This is a genomic window from Rhodococcus artemisiae (assembly GCF_036327795.1).
GTDB classification, from domain to species: Bacteria; Actinomycetota; Actinomycetes; order Mycobacteriales; family Mycobacteriaceae; genus Rhodococcus; species Rhodococcus artemisiae.
This window is the reverse complement of the sequence record NZ_JAUTXY010000009.1, coordinates 113,869-133,643: the sequence shown is the minus strand read 5'-3', so window position 1 is coordinate 133,643 and position 19,775 is coordinate 113,869. Positions and strand designations below refer to the sequence as shown.

The 19,775-nt window shown below is 64.8% G+C and carries 18 protein-coding genes; all 18 read left to right on the top strand.

Annotated elements, in window-relative coordinates; translation table 11 throughout:
- Positions 1–3 precede the first annotated feature (3 nt).
- Positions 4–810, top strand: coding sequence for an NAD-dependent epimerase/dehydratase family protein (locus tag Q7514_RS19300; protein WP_330134888.1), 807 nt, complete (start codon positions 4–6; stop codon positions 808–810).
- Entirely contained in the window at positions 800–1,216 is a 417-nt protein-coding gene (locus Q7514_RS19295; RefSeq protein ID WP_330134887.1) for a hypothetical protein, read from the top strand. Before Q7514_RS19300 ends, Q7514_RS19295 begins: the two co-directional genes overlap by 11 nt.
- Entirely contained in the window at positions 1,213–2,181 is a 969-nt protein-coding gene (locus tag Q7514_RS19290) for a glycosyltransferase family 2 protein (RefSeq protein WP_330134886.1), read from the top strand. The genes Q7514_RS19295 and Q7514_RS19290 overlap by 4 nt, the downstream gene beginning before the upstream one ends.
- Positions 2,178–2,987, top strand: coding sequence for a polysaccharide deacetylase family protein (locus Q7514_RS19285; protein WP_330134885.1), 810 nt, complete (start codon positions 2,178–2,180; stop codon positions 2,985–2,987). The genes Q7514_RS19290 and Q7514_RS19285 overlap by 4 nt, the downstream gene beginning before the upstream one ends.
- Positions 2,980–4,380, top strand: a complete 1,401-nt coding sequence (locus Q7514_RS19280) for a polysaccharide biosynthesis protein (RefSeq protein ID WP_330134884.1) — start codon at positions 2,980–2,982, stop codon at positions 4,378–4,380. The genes Q7514_RS19285 and Q7514_RS19280 overlap by 8 nt, the downstream gene beginning before the upstream one ends.
- Positions 4,371–6,506, top strand: a complete 2,136-nt coding sequence (locus tag Q7514_RS19275; protein ID WP_330134883.1) for a hypothetical protein — start codon at positions 4,371–4,373, stop codon at positions 6,504–6,506. The genes Q7514_RS19280 and Q7514_RS19275 overlap by 10 nt, the downstream gene beginning before the upstream one ends.
- A 53-nt stretch (positions 6,507–6,559) precedes the next feature.
- Positions 6,560–8,137 (top strand): AMP-binding protein, encoded by a 1,578-nt coding sequence (locus tag Q7514_RS19270; protein ID WP_330134882.1) that lies wholly within the window; start codon positions 6,560–6,562, stop codon positions 8,135–8,137.
- Positions 8,134–8,355 carry an acyl carrier protein gene (locus tag Q7514_RS19265; RefSeq protein WP_330134881.1) on the top strand — a complete coding sequence of 74 codons (222 nt, stop codon included), beginning with the start codon at positions 8,134–8,136 and terminating at the stop codon, positions 8,353–8,355. The genes Q7514_RS19270 and Q7514_RS19265 overlap by 4 nt, the downstream gene beginning before the upstream one ends.
- A complete protein-coding gene (locus Q7514_RS19260) occupies positions 8,352–9,740 on the top strand; it encodes a flavin monoamine oxidase family protein (RefSeq protein ID WP_330134880.1) in 1,389 nt (462 codons plus the stop codon). The genes Q7514_RS19265 and Q7514_RS19260 overlap by 4 nt, the downstream gene beginning before the upstream one ends.
- Positions 9,737–11,164 (top strand): KamA family radical SAM protein, encoded by a 1,428-nt coding sequence (locus tag Q7514_RS19255; RefSeq protein ID WP_330134879.1) that lies wholly within the window; start codon positions 9,737–9,739, stop codon positions 11,162–11,164. The genes Q7514_RS19260 and Q7514_RS19255 overlap by 4 nt, the downstream gene beginning before the upstream one ends.
- Entirely contained in the window at positions 11,161–12,009 is an 849-nt protein-coding gene (locus Q7514_RS19250; RefSeq protein ID WP_330134878.1) for a hypothetical protein, read from the top strand. The genes Q7514_RS19255 and Q7514_RS19250 overlap by 4 nt, the downstream gene beginning before the upstream one ends.
- Before the next feature lie 43 nt (positions 12,010–12,052).
- Complete coding sequence (locus tag Q7514_RS19245) at positions 12,053–12,214, top strand: hypothetical protein (RefSeq protein ID WP_330134877.1); 162 nt, start codon at positions 12,053–12,055, stop codon at positions 12,212–12,214.
- A gap of 102 nt (positions 12,215–12,316) precedes the next feature.
- Positions 12,317–13,594, top strand: coding sequence for a glycoside hydrolase family protein (locus Q7514_RS19240; RefSeq protein WP_330134876.1), 1,278 nt, complete (start codon positions 12,317–12,319; stop codon positions 13,592–13,594).
- A gap of 198 nt (positions 13,595–13,792) precedes the next feature.
- A complete protein-coding gene (locus tag Q7514_RS19235) occupies positions 13,793–14,257 on the top strand; it encodes a GyrI-like domain-containing protein (RefSeq protein WP_330134875.1) in 465 nt (154 codons plus the stop codon).
- The gene (locus Q7514_RS19230) at positions 14,254–14,679 is read left to right on the top strand and encodes a hypothetical protein (protein WP_330134874.1); all 426 of its coding nucleotides are present in this window, start codon (positions 14,254–14,256) and stop codon (positions 14,677–14,679) included. The genes Q7514_RS19235 and Q7514_RS19230 overlap by 4 nt, the downstream gene beginning before the upstream one ends.
- A 59-nt stretch (positions 14,680–14,738) precedes the next feature.
- A complete protein-coding gene (locus Q7514_RS19225) occupies positions 14,739–15,560 on the top strand; it encodes a hypothetical protein (RefSeq protein ID WP_330134873.1) in 822 nt (273 codons plus the stop codon).
- Positions 15,557–17,737: an Rv1355c family protein gene (locus tag Q7514_RS19220; RefSeq protein WP_330134872.1), complete on the top strand. Its 2,181-nt coding sequence runs from the start codon at positions 15,557–15,559 to the stop codon at positions 17,735–17,737. The genes Q7514_RS19225 and Q7514_RS19220 overlap by 4 nt, the downstream gene beginning before the upstream one ends.
- Positions 17,738–17,749: 12 nt before the next feature.
- Positions 17,750–19,657, top strand: coding sequence for a putative bifunctional diguanylate cyclase/phosphodiesterase (locus Q7514_RS19215; protein WP_330134871.1), 1,908 nt, complete (start codon positions 17,750–17,752; stop codon positions 19,655–19,657).
- Positions 19,658–19,775: the final 118 nt, after the last annotated feature.

Genomic DNA, 19,775 nt, shown 5'->3' with positions numbered 1-19,775 from the left:
ACCGTGCGGACACTGGTCACCGGTGCCGCAGGGTTCATCGGGTCCGCACTGGTCGACAGACTCCTCGCCGAGGGTCACCACGTGGTCGGAGTCGACGATCTCAGTTCGGGCACCACCGCAAATCTCGACGATGTCATGATCCGAAGGGATCCGAACGCGGGTCGATTCAGCCTGGTGCAGCGTGACATTCGGACACCCGAGCTGATCGGCATCGTGGCCGGAGCGAATCCGGAAGTCGTATTCCACCTCGCCGCCCAGACGGACCCCGCAGTGTCATTCTCCGATCCGCAACTCGATGCCCGCATCAACGTGCTCGGAACGATCAATCTCTGCGAAGCGAGTCGGCGGGCCGGAGTGCACAGAGTGGTCTACGCAGCATCGGGCCGTCCGGTTCCGTGGCCCGGCAGATTCGCCGTCGGGTGCAGCACCACGAGACTCGTATCCGACATGGAGAACTCTTGGGTCGCTCCACGATCACCCTACGAAGCGGCGAAACTCGCGGGCGAAGTCTATCTGAGCGCATATGCGGAGATGTACGGGCTGGCACCGATCTGCCTGGCGTTCGCCGACGTCTACGATCCGGGCGAGGAAGACGGTGGACAAGCCGATCTCACCCGGGACCGCATCTGCGTCGCCGACGCCGTCGAGGCACTCGTCCGCGCCGGCCGGGCCCCCGTCTCGGTCACGGGCACCTACTACATCGGAGCCGGTGCGAGCCAGCAGATCGCCACAGATGTGGGCGGGGACCTCGGGTGGACTGCGGCGGTCGGCCTGCACCCGGAGGGAGAGGAAGTCCGTCGTGCTTCGTGACACCCCCGGGCGCGTCCGCGCGGTGATCAGGACGCCGCGAGGAGCAGTGCGTCTCGAACACCGCCTCCTTGCCGCAGCGGTGACGGCACTCGGGGGAGTGGCAGTCGCCGTGAACCTTCCCGATCCTTCAGGATTTTCGGGTCGACTGTGGGTGGTGTCGTTCGTCGTTGCGGCACCGCTGATCGCGATCGCCCGGCTGCTGCCCGGCGTCAACGCCGTACTCGCTCTCGTCGTCGGCGCCGCCGGTGCCCTCGTCATCAACGTTCTGGTCGTGCAGACGATGTTGTCGGCCGATACGTGGTCGCCTCGCGCAGGCGTGGTCGCAGTGGGCCTCGTCGCGGCCCTGGTGTGGCTGGTGCCGAACGACCGGAACTCGCTTCCACACACGAAGGGCCAAGTTTCATGACCGCCGCAACACCTCCGCGCAGCATGACCATGGACGTGGTGATCTGCGCATACACTCTCGAGCGCTGGGACGACACCCTCGCTGCCGTCGAATCGGTGCGGAATCAGACGACGCCACCGCAGGAAATCGTCCTCGTCGTCGACCACAATCCCGATCTGTACGAACGTTTCCGGGCTGCCCTGCCCGACGTGACCGTCGTCGAGAACCGGAAGCAACGTGGATTGTCCGGTGGCAAGGACACCGGCGTCGACGTCACCACCAGCGACGTGGTGGCCTTCTTGGATGACGACGCAGTGGCTCACCCCGACTGGCTCAGGCACTTCCGTGCCGCCTACATCGACGAGAACATCGTCGGCGTCGGAGGCACCACCCTGCCGGCCTGGGAATCCGAGCGGCCCCGGTGGTTTCCGGAAGAGTTCGATTGGGTTCTGGGTTGTACGTTCACCGGACGCGAGCCGGGGGTAGTCCGGAACCTACTGGGCGGCAACGCCTCCTTCCGTCGTGAGGTCTTCTCGGTGGCAGGGGGATTCCCCAGCCACATCGGCCGTACCTCGGAGCAGAGACGACCGCTGGGGTGCGAAGAGACGGAGTTCTGCATCCGGGTTCGCCAACATCGACCCGAATGGACTTTCGTCTTCGAGCCACAGTCGGTGATCTGGCATCGCGTACCGGCGGCGCGGGAGACCTTCTCCTACTTCCGCTCCCGCTGTTTCGCCGAAGGGCTGTCCAAGGCTGCCGTGACGCGCAGCGTGGGTGTCACGGATGGACTCTCGGCCGAGAGGAGTTACACCACTCGCACACTCACCCGAGGAATGGTGCGTGGGATAGGGGAGGCACTCCGCGGAGAACGAGCCGGGATCGAGCGATCGTACGCCATCTCGGTCGGATTGCTCGCCGCAGCAGCGGGTTATGCGCGCGGCGGTGTACCGCTCCGTCGGCGACCGGCAACGACGGAAGCATCATGAACGAGGGCATCATGAACGAGTCGATTCCGGTGCTCATGTACCACTCGGTGTCGGAGAATCCCACCGCCGCGACACGTCGTCTCTCCGTCGATCCCGGCGCGCTCGATCGGCAGGTCACCTTCCTCGCGCAGAACGGCTACACCGGGCTGACCTTCTCCCACCTCGCGGATGCACTGGTGAACGGCAAGCCCTTGCCGGAGAAACCGGTGGTGCTCACATTCGACGACGGATACGCGGACTTCGCTCAGGTCGCATGGCCGATCCTCCGGAGCCACGACTTTCCGGCGACCGTGTTCGTCACGAGCGGCTGGATCGACGACGCCGGCTCTCACGCTGCCGGGCATCCACTGGGGCCGATGCTGAACTGGGCGCAGGTCCGGGAACTCGCCGCGGCGGGAGTCGAAATCGGGGCCCACAGTCACAGCCACGCCCAACTCGATCAGTGCGCGGATGCTGCGCTGTGCGAAGAACTTCGGATCGGCAGGATCCTTCTCGAAGACTGTGTCGGCACTCCGGTCCGCTCACTGGCGTACCCCTTCGGCTACTCGACTCCCCGGGTGCGTGTCGCTGCCAGAGCCGCGGGCTATCGGTGTGCCGCGTCCGTGCGGAACATTCGCGCCACCGCCTCCGGCGACCCGTTCATGATCCCGCGGCTGACCATCCGCCGGAGCACCGACGACAACGACTTCGCGTCGATCATGAGCGGCGACAAGCGCTTCTACCTGCGGGACCGCGTGCTGACGGCGGGATACGCGACCGTGCGCGGCGCCCGGCGCGCAGGCAAACGGGTCGTACAGCATGGCTGAGACCGCGATCTCGATCGACGCCGCCGAGGACGGTCCCGCAGGTGGCCGTCGCGGGGGCGATCGGCCGGTCAGCGGTCGGGGTAACGGTTCGCTCTTCCTGCGGAACACCTACGCACTGGTCCTCAACACCGGAATCACCGGCGCACTCGGTCTGGGGTACTGGATCCTCGCCGCGCACTACTACGACGATTCCGACGTCGGTCGCGGATCTGCCGCGATCTCTGCGCTGATGCTGTTGACCGGACTGGTGTCGGCCAACTTCGCGGGCACGCTGAACCGCTTCATACCGAAGACCGGAAAGCGCACCGTCCACGTCGTCGTGTTCGTCTATCTCCTCACCTCCGGCGTGGTGGCCGTCCTTGCCGTGGCGCTGCTCTTCACACTGGACCTTCTCGGGGGGCCGGCCTACGACATCCTTCGTGAGCCGAACATGCGCCTGTGGTTCATCTCCGCGGCGGTGGTCGCGAGCATCATCACGGTGCAGGACAGTGTCCTGACCGGGCTGCGGGTAGCCGTCTGGGTGCCCGTGTGGAACGCGGCGTTCGCCGTCGTCAAGCTGTGTCTGCTCGTATTGCTGGCCGAATCGATGCCCCGCACGGGAGTGTTCTTCTCCTGGATCATTTCCATGTTCATCGTTGTGTTCCCGGTGAACCTGCTGATCTTCGGCAGACTCCTGCCTCGGTATGTGCGCACGTCGACGCACGACGTCGCGGTGCGAGCCGCACAGGTCGGCCGGTTCTTCGCCGCCGACTACTTCGGTGCGCTGCTCCAGTACGGAACGATCTTCCTCGTCCCAGTCCTGGTGGCGCTGCGGGTTGCTCCGCATACGTACGCGTATTTCTTCCTGGCCTGGGCCATCGCCAACATGATGAATCTCGTCGCGGTCAACACAGCAGTGTCCCTCGCAGTGGAAGGGGTCTGCGCCCCTTCTCGTTTGGCCGACTACTGTCGTGCCGCGCTCACCAGGACCCTGGGTCTCCTCGTCGTCGGCTTCGTCGTGGTCGGCCTCGCGGCTCCGTACGCCATGGGACTGCTCGGTGACGGATACCTCGACGCGGTGCCACTGCTGCAATTGCTGGCCCTCGCCAGCCTGTCCAGCGCGGTGGTGGACATCTACCTCGGCACGCTTCGGGCACGGACCCGCAGCCGGCGGATCATCGTCGTTCAGTCGCTTCGGGCCACGGCCGTACTGGGCCTGGTCGTCCTCCTACAGCAGTACCACCAGGTGTTCGCGCAGTTCGGCGATCCGAGACTCACCGCCGTGGGGGTTGCGGTGCTGCTCGGTCAATTCGTCGCGATGCTGGCAGTACTTCCGGATCTCGGGAAGCTCCTGCGGTGGCGCCCACAGCCCGCCCCTCAGATCGAGACATACGAGGAGTCCGTATGTCCCTGATCGACGCAGACAAGCGCCTGCCGGATCCGGCGGAGGCCGCTCCACGGACCCCCGAGATCGGAGTGCGGCTGTCGCTGCCGCCGAACCGTCGGCAGCGTCTGTCCGTGGTGATCCTCTGTATCGCGCCCATCGCGGCGGTCGTGCTCTACCTCGGCGGGCTGCGCGGCGTCGATCTCGAAGCAATGACCGGACTCGGGTTGATCTCGGTGCTGACGGTATCGACCCTGCTCGGACCGGGCCTCCTCGTCCTCGGCTTCATCGGGACGTTGTCGCTGGCTCGGCCGTACATCTGGCTACTCGGCATCCACCTGGTCCTGCTCGTGCTCATGTTGCACGGCATCACCCTGCTGCTGGAGGCGGAGCCACGATTCCCGATCAGCTGGGTTCACATCGGCTTCGTCGAATACATCGCCCGAACCGGGACCACGGCACCGGACCTCGACGCCCGATGGTCCTGGCCGGGCTTCTTCGCGCTCGCCGCGTTCTGGGGCGGCTCGGGGGACCTGGCGGCCCTGCACGCCGCTGTGTCCGTTGCCTCGGTGGTCACCAACCTGCTGTATCTCGTCGCACTCGGGTTGCTGATGAGCCCGCTCCGGATGTCATGGCAGGCGAAGTGGCTGGCGGCGATGTTCTTCTGCCTACTCAACTGGATCGGGCAGGACTACTTCTCGCCGCAGGGCTTCGCGCTGCTGCTCTACCTGCTCTTCGTGGGTTTTCTCGTCATCTGGTTCCGGACGCCCCATTCACCGTCGGGGGATGTGCCGTGGCCGTTGCGCCCTCGAAGCAGGCTGTGGCGATGGCTCTGGGGTGACGCCTCGCGCGGTGAGTTGCCGCCGAGGAACGCCGCCCGGTCTGAACGTGTCGTGGTCCTCGCCGTCGTGGTGGGTCTGTTCGCCGCAGCCACCGTCTGCCACCAGCTGACCCCCTTCGCGATGATCATGAGTGTCACCGGATTGGTCGTCGCGCGGCGATGCGCACTCAGGGGGCTCCCCGTGCTGCTCGTCGTGATCGTCGTCGCCTGGATCAGCTATATGACCCAGGCGTATTGGGGTGGTCACTTCGGTGAGGTGATGAGCGGAGTCGGAGACGTCGGGTCGACGGTGTCCGCGAACATCTCGGCTCGGGCGGGCCTCGGAAACCCCGAACACCAATGGGTGGTGCGCGCTCGGATGCTCACCACCATCCTGGTTTTCGTGATCGCCGGAGTGGGCCTGCTCCGACGGCGCCGGGGTGGGATCGAGGACCGTGTGCTCCTCGTCCTGATCGCCGCTCCGATCGGCTTGGCTTTCATGCAGAGCTACGGCGGCGAAATGGCGCTGCGTGTCTACCTGTTCGCACTTGCCCCCGCTTCGGTGCTCGTCGCGCTCGCGCTGTTTCCTCGCCCGGTGTCGAGGCCGTCGCTCCTCGCGCGGTGCGCGGCCGGCGTCCTCGGACTGGTCATGCTCTTCTCCTTCTTCATCACCCGATACGGCAACGAGCCGTTCGAGCGGATCGACAGCGGTGCGGTGAGCGCGGTGGGCTCGATCTACGACCGGACCGCCGACGACGACGTGCGCTTCCTCTACGTCACCGCAGTCCCCGAGCTCAACTCCACACCGTTCATGCCGCTCGGCTACCGTGACGTGGAACGCGTCCACTGGTCGAACACGATGGCGCCGCTCGATCCGGACGATGTGACGGGCGTGCTGGAGGCCCTCCGCGAAAAGGGACCGGACACCTACCTGATCACCACGCGAAACCAAGAGTCGTTCGTCGAGCTCGGCCAGGGATATCCCCTGGGCTGGGGCGACGAGTTCCGCGACGCGCTCGCCGCCGCGCCCGGGCTCCGGGCGGTCGTCGAGAACCAGGACGCCACGGTCTACTCACTGGACTGGCCTCCGGAGGCCGAAGCCGACCACAAGGAGTTGATGTCCACCGGAGTGCAGGTGTGGCTCACGCCGTGGACCGGCGTCGGCGTGGCGTTCCTGGTGCTGCTGGTGGGCACCTTGGGCGTGCGTGAGGCATGGCGCCTTCGCCTCGTCCCCGACGAATACAGACGTCTGCGTCCACTCACATTCGCCGTAGTGCCGCTGCTCATCGGATTCGTGCTCGTTGTCCTCGAGCGTTTCGTCATGTTGACGTCATGACGAAGAAGGAGCGAATCGCCCCGCAACCGAAATCCATAGATAACGAGGAAACCATGTCTCACAACACTCTTTCCGAACCCGGTGTCGCTCCCGCCGACATCGATATCGCCGGTGACGTGGTGACGGACTTCGTCGCCGCGGCGCAGGATCTACCCGGACATGCGGCCCTCGTGCACAACGGGTCCGTGATCACCTACGGGGACCTCGCCGAGCGGGTCCGCTCCACCGCAACAAGGTACCGCGCGACCGGACCGGGCACACACAGGGGATCCGGCCGGATCGGTGCGGTCGTGTCGCACGCACCCACCGTGGTGGAGCACCTGCTCGGAATTCTGCAGGCCGGTGCCACCTACTGCCCGATCGACTCGGCTCTTCCCTCGGGTCGCAAGCGCTCACTCGCCACGGCACTCGGAGTGGAGCACGTGATCGACACCGACCGAGACACCTGGGAGTCGGACACCCTGCGGATCGGCACGTTCGGCAACCCGGTCGCAGTGGACGGCGATCTTCCGCATCTGTCTTGGCACCCGGACGATCCCGCGTATGTGCTGTGTACGTCGGGTTCCACCGGAGCGCCGAAGCCGGTCGCGATCTCACGGCATGCGTTGACCGTCACGGTGCGCGCGTTGCGCGACCTCTTCGACCTCACCCCCGACGATCGCGTGCTGCAATTCGCCTCTCTCGGCTGGGACACCTGCCTGGAGGAGATGTTGCCCGCGTTGATCGCCGGCGCAACCGTGGTGTTCGACGATGCAGCCCACAGGGGATCGTTCCGGCCCTTCGTTCGGATGCTCGCCGAGCAGGAGATCACGATGATCGACCTGCCGACCGCGTACTGGCACGAGTTCGTGCTCTACCTGCACGAAGAGCAGATCGGTCTGCCGGACAGCCTCCGATTGGTGGTCATCGGCGGTGAGCGTGTCGATCCGACCCGATTGCGGCAGTGGCGCGACCTACCCGTCGGGAACGTCGTGTTGCTCAACACCTACGGGTGCACGGAGACGACGATGGTGACCCACGCGGTACAGCTGAGCGGACCGGGCACCGAACCGGAGGTTGCGGCACTCGACACCGACGCGCCGCTCGGGCGCCCTCTACCTCACGTGCATGATCATGTCACCGAGGACGGTGAACTCCTGGTATCCGGTCCCTCGCTGGCCACCGGATACCAGGGGATGCCGGAGCATACGGTGGCGGGGTTTCCCGTCGCTGATCACGGAACGGGGCCCACCCGATGGTTCCGTACGGGCGACCTCGCCACCCGCAGCGACACGGGGCTGGTGTTCTCGCGAGGCCGCATCGACGACCAACTGAAAGTGCTCGGCGTCCGGGTGCATCCGGCGGAGGTCGAGGCGCAGTTGAACACCCATCCCGCCGTGGCGGGCGCTGTGGTGGTCGGGGAACTGCTGCTCGGACGAATGTCGCTGACCGCCTATGTGGTTCCGGCAGGGGACACGACTCCGACCCCGGTCGAGTTGAAGCGTTTCCTGCGCGAGCGGCTGCCGAGCCAATTCGTCCCTGCCCGAATCCATTTCGTTTCCCGACTGGAATACACGGCCAGCGGGAAGATCGATCGGTCGGCGACTCAGCGTGCCGCACTGAACTATGAGATCAAAGGAGAAGAACGATGAGTGCCGACCACATTGTCCAGATCTTCCGCCGAGTCCTCGAGACGCCTGACGTGCATGCCCGATCCGACTTCTTCGAACTCGGAGGAGATTCGCTTCTGGCTACCCGGGTGCTCAGTGCGATTGCCCGCGATTTCGGCATCGAATTGCCGTACGACGACTTCCTCGAGGATCCCTCGGCGGAAGGGCTGTTCGCCAAAGTGACTGCGGTGGCGCCATGAACGGGCTGCGCATGCGAGTCGTCGTGGTGGGTGCGGGGCTGGCCGGGCTGACCGCCGCGGTCGATCTGGTGGCGGCGGGCGCGGACGTCACGGTCCTGGAGGCACGGGATCGTGTGGGTGGCCGGATGCACGGCATTCCGGTGTCCGAGAGTGTCTCGGCAGATGGTGGTGCCGCCTATCTGGGTGTGCGGCACACCGAGCTTCTCGCGCAGCTGCGCGAATACGGACTCGGCCTGGCGTCCACCGAGATGACGGGGGAGAGCACGTTCCTGATGTCGGGTCAGCGCACGACCACCGCGGGCCGGGTGCCCCCACTGGGTGCTGTGGCACTCGGTGATCTGTTCGATCGGCTCGACGACGTCGTCAAGTCCGTGCGCACCGATGCGCCGTGGCTGAGCCCGGACGCCGAACGCCTCGACCGGACCTCGGTTACAGACTGGGCGGCCGAGGAGATCCATCATCCGGACGCGCAGACGTTCCTTCCGTTGTTCCTCGGCGAGATGATGGCAGCGGACCCCGCGTCGATCTCCGTCCTGCACATGGCTTTCTACCTGTCGTCCGGCGGCGGGATTCGCTACCTCAACGCGTTCGAGGGTGGGGCACAGCAATGGCGGGTCGACGGAGGTTCGCACCTCCTGTGCGAGGCACTCGCCGACCGACTCGGTGACCGAGTGCGGTTGGGTCGTCCGGTCCGCGCAATCGACCAGGGCGGGGACAAGGTCGTGGTGGACTGTGGTCCGGACGGTGAAGGGGTGTCGACGGCGTATCGGGCCGACCGTGTCGTGGTGGCCGTCCCACCTCTGCTCGCCCAGCAGATCGAGTTCCGGCCCGGCCTGCCCGCGCCGCGAGCGACGTCGGCCACCGGCCGCGGGTGTGCCGTGAAAGTGCACCTGAGCTACCCGGCGCCGATGTGGCGTGAGAGTGGCCTGTCGGGCTGGTCCGTCAGTGCGGAGGGTCCGTTGCTGTCTACCGTCGACGATTCCCCTACGGACGAATCTGTCGGTGTACTCACCGGATTCGTCACGGGTGCCGCGGCATCGACCTTTTCCGCACTGCCGGAAGAGGCGCAGATAGAGGCGGCATCGGCCCACACTCGCCGGCTGTTCCCGCAACTGCCGTCGCCATTGCAGTGCACGGTGACCGATTGGCTGTCCGAAACCTACAGCAGAGGCTGCTACGCCGCGCTGTTCGGCCCGGGCGATTGGGTGCGGCTCGGACCGAGCCTGACCGAGCCCCATGGCCGAGTGCACTGGGCAGGCACCGAAACGAGCCTGGAGTTCTTCGGGCTCATGGAAGGGGCGATCCGGTCCGGCCGACGTGTCGCTGCCGAATTGATCTCGACCGGAATCCCGGAGACCGATTCGAGGAAGGTTGCATCACGATGACCACGTACATCGAACCCGAGAAGACCGCATTCGCCTACGCCACCGACCAGCCGTACACGTATGTGCGCAAGCAATTGACAGAGCCGGACTGGCGACGATTCCCGGGGTGGGCGGCCGTCACCGAGTCCGAGTGGCGCGATGCGCAATGGCAGCGCGCACACTCCGTCAAGAACATCGTGCAGCTGCGCGCGGTGATGGGTGACCTGCTCGACGAACAGTTCTACGCCGACCTCGCTGCTGATCAGCAGGAGCAGGCGACGATGTCGATGCTGTTACCGCCTCAGATGCTGAACACCATGACCCCGCTGAGCGCGAAACGCCGCGGATTCACCGAGGCCTTCTATGCCGATCCGATTCGTCGCTACATGTTGCCTGTGCTCAGCGATCGCGACCCCGAATGGACCTCACATCCGTACGCCGAGCGGGATTCGTTGCACGAGAGTGATATGTGGGCAACGGAGGGCCTGACCCATCGGTACCCGACCAAGGTTCTTGCCGAGCTGTTGTCGACCTGTCCGCAATACTGCGGTCATTGCACACGGATGGATCTCGTCGGTAATTCCACACCGACGGTCGGTAAGGCGAAGCTGGATCTGCGGCCCGCCGACCGGCAGGAGCGGATGCTCGACTACTTGCGCGCCACACCGTCTGTGCGAGATGTGGTGGTCTCCGGTGGCGATGTAGCGAACCTGCCCTGGCCGCGGTTGGAAGCCTTCGTCACGGAACTGCTCGAGATCGACACCATTCGCGATATCCGCCTGGCGTCGAAGGCGCTGGCAGGGTTGCCGCAGCACTGGCTGCAGGACAAGGTGGTCGACGGAGTGGCCCGCGTGGCGCGCACCGCCGCGGATCGAGGCGTCAACCTGGCATTGCACACTCACATCAACCACGTGCAGTCGGTGACTCCGCTGGTCGCGGAGGCAACGCGGGCGCTGCTCGACGCCGGTCTGCGGGATGTGCGTAATCAGGGAGTGCTGCTGCGCGGGGTGAATGCCACCACCACCGACCTGCTCGACCTGTGCTTCGCCTTGCAGGGCGAAGCGAACATCCTGCCGTACTACTTCTACATGTGCGACATGATTCCCAACGCCGAGCACTGGAGGGTCGCGCTGTGGGAGGCGCAGCAACTGCAGCAGGAGATGATGGGTTACCTACCGGGATTCGCGACGCCGCGAATCGTGTGCGATGTACCGTTCGTCGGTAAGCGATGGGTTCACCAGGTGGTCTACTACGACCGGATCCGCGGTATCTCGCACTGGAGCAAGAATTATCGTACCGGGTTGGACGGCAGAGATATCGACGCGTTGAACCGGGTCTATCCCTACTACGACCCGATCGACACGCTCCCCGTGTCCGGACAGAAGTGGTGGCGGAATGCGTGCACCGTTCCCTGCGACATTTCCGGAACGGTCTCAGCGCCATGACTGTCGAGCTGACCCCGATCACCGATGCCGACCTCTCGTCGGTGGCGGAGTTCCTTCGCCTCAATCACAATGACCGAGTTCCCTGGGAGTCCGCCTGCTCGACGGTGCCGTGGGAGGTGGCCGCTCCCAATCACGGATTCATGCTGCGCGACGGGCCGAAGGTCGTCGGCACATTGCTGGCTCTCTACTCGCAGCGACGGGTCGAGGGGCGAGTGGAGCGGTTCTGCAACATGGGATCGTGGTGTGTGCTGTCCGAGTACCGATCGCGCAGTATGTCGTTGCTCGACGCAATGCTGGCCCAGGACGGGTACCACTTCACCGTGCTGTCTCCCGACGACGGGCCTCGGGAGATATTGGCCTGGCGTAGGTTCCGTTTTCTCGATACGTCCGCGGCGCTCGTTCCCCACTTCCCGTGGCCGGCCCCGTTCTCGCGAACGAGGGTCAGTTCCGATCCGCGGATCATCGAGCGCACGCTCACCGGTGCAGAGCTCGGGCTCTATCGCGATCACGCACAGGCGCTTGCCGCGTGTCACCTGGTGGTGATCCGGGGCGGGGAGTCCTGCTACGTCATGTACCGGAAATGTCGGTACAAGGGCGTACCGGTATTTGCCATTGCTCTGCACGTGAGCAACCCGGACCTGTTCCATCGTGCCCTGATGCCGGTGACGCGGCACCTGCTGGTGCGGCACGGACTTGTGGCGACGCTTGCCGAGCTGCGGACGATCGAGCGCAGGCCACGGCTGTCGTTCGAATTGGACAGCTGGCCCAAGATGTACCGCAGTACCGACCTGGAGCCTGCGCAGATCGACGACCTCTACAGCGAACTCGTGTGCATACCTTGGTAGTTCGGGTGCGCAAAGCGCACGAGGAGAAGGGAATCGGAGAGCCATGATCGAGATTCTGACGGGTGTGATCCTGATAGCCGCGATTGCCGTGGGCGCTGTCTTTCTCGCCTTGACCGCAGTCGTCGTCGCGTTGCTCCTGGGCCTTCGCGCACGGATCCCGCAGGGCGTCTTCAAGAACTCGGCGCACGGGTCGACGCATGTATGACAGTGAGGACGCGGGACCATGACGCACCACTGTCTAGTGGTGCCGGGCGGGCGGCGAGGGCACCGACGATGTGCCGTCATCCGGTTGCCCGCGGTCATTGCCGTGGCTGCGTTGACGCTGGCTGTGTACCTGGTGTCCCCCGAAATACTTCTATCCAGCCGGGCAGGCGACAGCGAGACGCCCGGCTGGGGCTTCACCCACACGCAGTTCAGTGCGGACGACGGTGAACCCGCTGCGGTCGCCACCGCCGAGGCTGCGATCGGGTCGGTGCCGATGGTGCAGGCCCAGGCCATCATGGGCTGGGGTGTGGACAATCCCGAGCCGTCACCCGGCGTGTACGACTTCCGCAGTCTCGACCGTCGGATGAGCTTCATTCGCCACAGTGGCGGCACTCCGGTGATCGTGCTGTGCTGCGCCCCGGATTGGATGAAGGGTGGCGAGCGAGGGGAGACGGACTGGGATCGGCTCGAAGCCGCTCCGTATCCCGAGCATTTCGCCGACTTCGCAGCACTGAGTGCCACTGTGGCCAGGCGCTATCCGTACGTGCGCCATTTCCTTGTCTGGAACGAGTTCAAGGGATTCTTCGACGACGAACTCAATCGGTGGGATGCCGAGGGGTACACCCACCTCTACAACGCCGTGTACGACGCGGTGAAGGCGGTGGATCCGGCCAATCAGGTGGGCGGACCGTATGTCGAGTTCGCGAGCAAGGCGCCCGGTTCGCCCGGTACTTCTTCGGAGTTGCAGGGGGCGTGGGGAGCGGTGGATCAGAGGTACCTCGACGCGTTCACCTTCTGGAACCAGCACCGGGACGGCGCCGATTTCGTCGCCGTCGACGCGCACGCGACCACGGCGCAGGGGGCGCCGGACGAGTTCACTGCTGTTCAGAAGTTCGCCGCGGTCGACACGTGGCTCCGTAAGCAGGTCGATCTGCCGATCTGGTGGCCGGAGTGGTACGTCGAGCCGACGCAACCGGGCTGGTCCTGGGACCACCAGGTCGCGCTGAGGATCGCGGCGATGATCGAATTCGCGAGCAGTGGCGCGGACACCGTCCTGTACTGGAGCCCACGACCGCAGGGACAGGAGTGCGCGTCCTGCCTGTGGACGGACACCTGGGCCAGAGACGGCGGTCGGCCGCTGCCGTTTCTGGACGTTCTCCAGCGTTTCGTCCGGTGGTTCCCACCGACCGTCGATCGGCAGAAGCTGGAACTGGGGAGTGGAGTGGTCGCGCTCGAATCCCACCTTGCGCGCGTGATCGTCAATACCACCGACCAGCGGACCACTGTCGCCGTCGACGGCCGGCAGATCGTGATGTCGGCCTACGAGACCCGGTGGTTGACGGCCACCCGGGCGTGGGCCGGTGCTGCCGGGCAGCGTTAGGAAACCGTTTCCTGTGCTCGGCGCCAGAAGCTGATCTTGGTGTTTGGCAATGATGAGAAAAAAATCTTCAAGTTGGTTTTCGTGAATGTTTGAAACCGGCAGATTTTGCACCTAGTCTCAAAGCGTCCGGTATTGCGTGCGAGGGGTCGGGCAGCGCGCGCACGGGGAGGAAGTTCGTGCTGCATGGAGGTACACCCGATGCCGTTTCGATTGATCGATCGTGAAGAAACCCTCGTTGCAGGCCTGCCGGTGAGAAGTCCACGACGGGCGCTCGGCAAAGTGCGTGACCCGCATCTGGAGAAGGCGTGGTTCGCAGTCCTGAACGGGCAGACTTCGGGGCCACTCGCGTCGACCTACACGGATTACGCCGAGGAGGTCGGTTCCTATTACATTCAGACAGTCGGGTACTGCTGCGAATCGCTCGACGACGTGCCTCCCGGTTATATGGTCTCCCGCCTACCTGCGGGAACGTACGCAAAGTTCTCTGTGACGGGCGACGATTTCGCCGAGATCTTCTCCCAGTTGTGGGAAGAGATCTGGGAGGCGGAGCGTCGTGGTGAGATCGAGCGGACGTTCACCGGCGATTTCGAATACTATCCGCATGCGTTCGGGGTCGATCTCTACGTGGCAGTGCAATCCACGAAGTGCGGTGAACTGCAATGACATTCGCCATTGTCAAGGTCAGCCCATACCGGGTCGGTGGGCTTGTGGTGCCGGGGGCTGCGCCCGGGGTACTCGGCCGTGCCGCAGACCTGATGACCTTCACCCTGGAGCGACTCCGAGACCGTGGTGTCCGGGACGTGACGGTGGCCTACGTCCGACACCCCGAAGCAGGATGGTCCGCCGTCGCCGGATATCGCTGCGACAACATCGACGAGTTGGTGATCGGAGACTCGCTGGTCAGAGTGTCCGAAAAGTACGCAGCGCGGTTCGTTCCCGACGGTGCATCACCCAACCCGTGCGAGGACCTGTGGGATCAGGTCGAGGCGGCGGACAAGAGGGGCGAGATCACGCGAGCCTTCACGGAAGAGATACTCGTTCTTCCGGAGCACGGTGAAGCCGACCTGTATGTGTCCCTCGGATGATCACTCCGCCAGCATGATTCTGCCTCAGAAATCCGGTAACGGTGACGAGTGGTGCAGGGATGGGTGACCATATCGGTGTAACCCTGTCACCGGTCGTGGGCGAGCGCGAACGGCGACTCGTCAGGGTCGTCGACGCGCGGGCGTCCGAGGTGAGGTTGTCCGATGCGGTGGACGGCCACCGATCGGAGGCCGATATGGACCGCAGTGTCGAAAGGCAGTCTCCGTTGTTCGCGGGACGAACTCTCGAGTTCCACGACGAGGATTCGGGATATCGATTCGTCGCAGCGTCGCCGTCCGCGGAGCCGGACCTGTGGTCGGAGCTCGTGTCCGGGGCGCTCACCGCGTACCGGAAGTACGGTGTCGAAGTCGCGATCGAGTACGACAAGATCATCGACGGTGGCTCCACTACGTATTTCTTCGCTGCGCTCGACGCGGACGGTGTGGTGGTCGGCGGGTCACGGGCACTGGGGCCCTATCGGAGTGCCGACGACGCGCACCCGATGGTCGAGTGGTCCGATCCGGTACACCGCTCTGCGATCCGCCGAGTACTCGGCGAGTGTCTGCCGCACGGTCTGGTCGAGTCCAAGATGGGCTGGGTCGCTGCCGGAGTACCGCGGCGACGGCAACTGAGTGCCGCGGTTGCGCGTACCACGACCTACTGCATGGAGCTCCTGGGCGCCCGGTATCTCGTGGGCACTGCTGCCGACAACGCACTGGAGATGTGGACGCAGTGCGGTGCTCGGATCATCGACGACATTCCACCGTGTCCGTATCCGGATTCGCGGTACCGGACACGCCTTCTCCTCTGGGATGTGCGGGAGAGCGGGTCGTGCGAGCGGACTCGTGAACTCGAGAAACTCCTGAGCTCGGAGGTCGGATGAGCGCCGGGCCGGTTGCTCCCGGTGGTGCGATCGCAGATGCGGGGCACGGCGACCACGAAGCACACTCCGCCGTGCTTCTGTCCGAGGACCGCCCGGACCATGTGGACGAGCTCGAGCGACTGCGTGACGAGGCCGGGGTCGTGCTGGTCGATCGCCTGGTGGAACAGCGTGAGGGCCTCCATCGACTCGGGGCCGGAGCCGCTCGTGACGAGACCCCACGATGGGCGTACTACCCGTGGCGGAGTACTGCGATCAGGGTGCTCGGACCGAAGTCGTTCCGGAGACTGCGTCTCGATCGCAACCGGAACAAGATCACCGCTGCCGAACAGGAGCGGCTCGAGTCCGTGACAGCCGGGATCGTCGGTCTCAGTGTCGGGCACGCGGTGGCGCACACCCTCGCCCTCGAAGGGGTCTGCGGTGAGATTCGGCTGGCCGACTTCGACGTGCTGGAGTTGTCCAATCTGAACCGGGTGCCGGGCACGTTGCTCGATCTGGGAATCAACAAGGCGGTGGTCGCCGCGCGGCGGATCGCAGAGACGGACCCGTACCTGCCTGTCAGGGTGTGGTGCGACGGCGTCGTCCCGCGTACCGTGAGCGAGTTTCTCGACGGTGTCGATGTCCTGGTCGACGAGTGCGACTCCCTGGACGTGAAGATGCTGTTGAGAGTGGAGGCGGCACGAAGGCGAATCCCCGTCGTGATGCATACCAGCGACAGGGGGCTGATCGATGTCGAGCGATTCGACCTCGAACCCGAGCGCCTACCGTTCCACGGTCTGCTCGGCGACGTCGATGTCGAGGCTCTTTCGGAGCTGTCGAGTCGAGACAAGGTTCCGCACGTGCTGCGAATCCTCGGCACCGGCGAACTGTCGACACGGTTGGCCGCCTCGATGTTGGAGATCGACGAGACACTCGAAGCCTGGCCGCAATTGGCAAGCGACGTGGCACTCGGCGGCGCAACGATCGCAGCGGTGATCCGGCACATTGTGCTCGGGAACAAGGTGGATTCGGGACGCGGTCGGGTCGACCTCGACGTACTTCTCGAGCGCCTGGAGTCTCCGGCTGCCCACGCGACCGAGACACCGGCGCAACCGAATGTTCAACCGGTGCCGGACGAGCCCGTCGAGGCGATGGTCCACGCCGCGATTCGGGCACCGTCCGGAGGCAACAGTCAACCCTGGTCGATCACCGTCGAACCTCGACGGCTCGTCTTTGCGATCGCTCCGGAGCCTGCCCCGGTACTGATGGACCTGCGCCACCGTGGCAGCTGTATCGCGGTCGGAGCGGCTCTGTTCAATGCGAAGGTCGCCGCCGCGGCCCACGGAATCCTCGGACGGGTGAGTGTGCCTTCCACCGCCGAGATCGATCAGAATCGACCTGTCGCGACGCTGGAGTTCGGGGACGGGGCCGATCCTCACTTCTCGGAGTTGTACGGTCCGGTGCTCGCGCGTGCGACGAACCGGCATCCCACCCACGACCGCGTTCTCACCGGCGGCGAGGTCACGGCGTTGTATGACGCAGCAGCACTGGAAAGCGGCCGGATCCGGGTCGTGACCGATCCCGGAACACTCGAGGAGAGCGCCGAGATTCTGGCAGAGTCGGATCGAATCCGGTACCTGACCCGAGAACTCAGGCGGGACATGGTCGGTGAACTACGTTGGCACAACAGCGAGGACGCCGACAGCGGCATCGAAGTGAAGTCACTCGGGCTCGACGCGGCGGAGAGCGCGATGCTCGATGTGGTTCTGCGTGACGACGTTCTCGACCAGCTCGACGATTGGGACCTCGGGGGCGGACTGGGGCGCATCACGAGAGACCGGGTACGAGGAAGTGCAGCCCTGGTAGTGGTCCTCACCGAAGGAGGCGCTGCCAGCGACTACGTGCACGCCGGGACAGTGGTCGAAAGCGTGTGGGTGCGCGCGCAGGCCCTCGGGCTGGCGGTCCAGCCGGTCTCGCCGATATTCATGTATGCCGACACTCTCGCCGACCTGGATCGGCTCTCGCATCGGCACGCAGGTTCCCTCGACGCGTTACGCAAGAAGTTCGGCGTGTCGCTGGGCGTCGCGGACGACGACCGAATTGCACTCGTGATGAGGATCGGGAGGGCTCGGTACGCGCCGGATCGCAGCCGCCGTCGTCCCGACCGCGTTCGGTACATCCACCAGAGTGAACTGGGCTGACGGAGGACGGCGATGCACGGCACCGAGCACACACTGGATGCACTCGTCACGCGCGTCGCCGCGCACCTGATGCCTGCCGACGCCGCCACCCAGGTCGTCGCGGCACGGGACGTGCTCCGCGAACTCGTCGAACATTTCGGCGTCGATACCGCCTTTCTCCGGTACAACGACCATGACGTCGGCGCCACGCGTCTGGTCGCCGAATGGCCGCCGAGGGCGGTGATTCCGGATCCCGACCCGCTGGGGGTGATCTACTTCCACGAAGCGGACCCCATCTTCGCGGCATCTGCAGTGATGAAAGAACCCCTGTTGAGTCGTCCGCGTGTCATGGAATCCGCCGACCCGGACTGGGAAGGGTACGGCCACCGAATCTTCGAGGGATCCGGGATGCCGAATGTGTCGGTGGCAGCCGTGCCTCTTGTATCCGGCCAGGTCACGACCGGCGCGTTGGGCCTGATCAAAGAGGGCGATCGGGCCTGGAACGACAGTGAGGTCACCACACTGAAATTGATTGCCGCACTGCTGACCCAGGTACAGGCACGTATCCGTGCGGAGGAAGATCTGAGGTACGCGGCCTACCACGATGCGCTGACCGGGCTTGCGAGTAGGCGCGCCCTGTTCGAGCACCTCGACGACCGACTACGTGCAGACAGGCTCGGGTCCGTCGGAGTGCTGTTCCTTGACCTCGACCGATTGAAGGCACTGAACGACTTTCTCGGTCACCGTGCAGCCGACGCATATCTATGCCGGATCGCTCAACGGTTGTCGGACGGAAACGGCCGTGACGACATGGTCGCGCGGCTGGGCGGCGACGAATTCGTGGTGGTACTCGACGGCCCCGCAACACTCGACCAGGTGACCGCTCGTGCAGAAGCGATGTTGCAACACGTCGGAGAGTCCGTCGCCCTCGACGGCCAGACGGTCGGGCGCGGTGTCAGTGTGGGAGTTGCGCTGGGGGAGCCCGGTGAGATCCAGTCGGTGACACTGCTCAGCCGGGCAGACCAGGCAATGATGTCTGCGAAGGCACAGGGCGGGAACAGCGTCGGCGTCTTCACCGAGGACATGAACGACCGGGGCGAGCGGCGAACGATCATCGAGATGAACCTGCGCACATCGATAGACGACGACCACCTCATGCTCGAATACCAACCCGAGGTCGATCTGCGCACCGGAAGGATCCTCGGCCTCGAGGCGCTCGTGCGATGGAACCATCCGGTACTGGGGAAGCTGCAGCCGCTCGAGTTCATCGAGGTCGCCGAATCCACCAATCTGGCAGGGGAACTCGGCGCCTGGGTGCTCGACACCGCATGCGCACAGCTGGGGCAGTGGAAACATGATTTCAGAGAGCTCGACCTGGTCATGAGTGTCAACGTGTCGCCGGTCCAGTTGGTCTCCCTGGATTTCGACGTCTATGTGAAGCAGGTCCTCGAACAGTACGGTCTTCTCGGTTCGGAACTGTGCCTCGAAATCACCGAGAATGTGGTCGTCGGCGATCTGCGGCGCACGCGATCCACACTCGCGAAGCTCGAGCGGTTGGGGGTTCGAATCGCGATCGACGACTTCGGAACCGGATACAGTTCCCTCGGGCATCTCAAGTCTCTGCCGGTCGACACTCTCAAGATCGACAAGGTGTTCGTGCAGAACCTCGACCGAAGCGAAGGTGACCGGGTCATCATCGATTCGATCGTGGGGCTGGCTGCATCGTTCGGACTCGACGTGGTCGCCGAGGGTGTCGAGTCCGTGGGTGCGGTGAGCTACCTCCTTGATGTGGGTTGTGTTCGTGCACAAGGATTCCTGATGAGTAAGCCGAAGGGGGCGGAGGATATCGAGCGACTGCTCGAGGTCGGTGCACTCACGCTTCCCTGGAATGTCGACAGCAACGACTCCCGCCGAATGTTCCTCGGGGATGTCGCGCTATAGTCCCGAACTTGCAGTTTGTTATTGCGAATAAAACAGTCTCAAGGTACGGTTTGAGAGTCGGGGGTCCGACGGCTCCGAACAGGGGTGACCTTGATGTACAAGCGCATCGGCGAGTTTG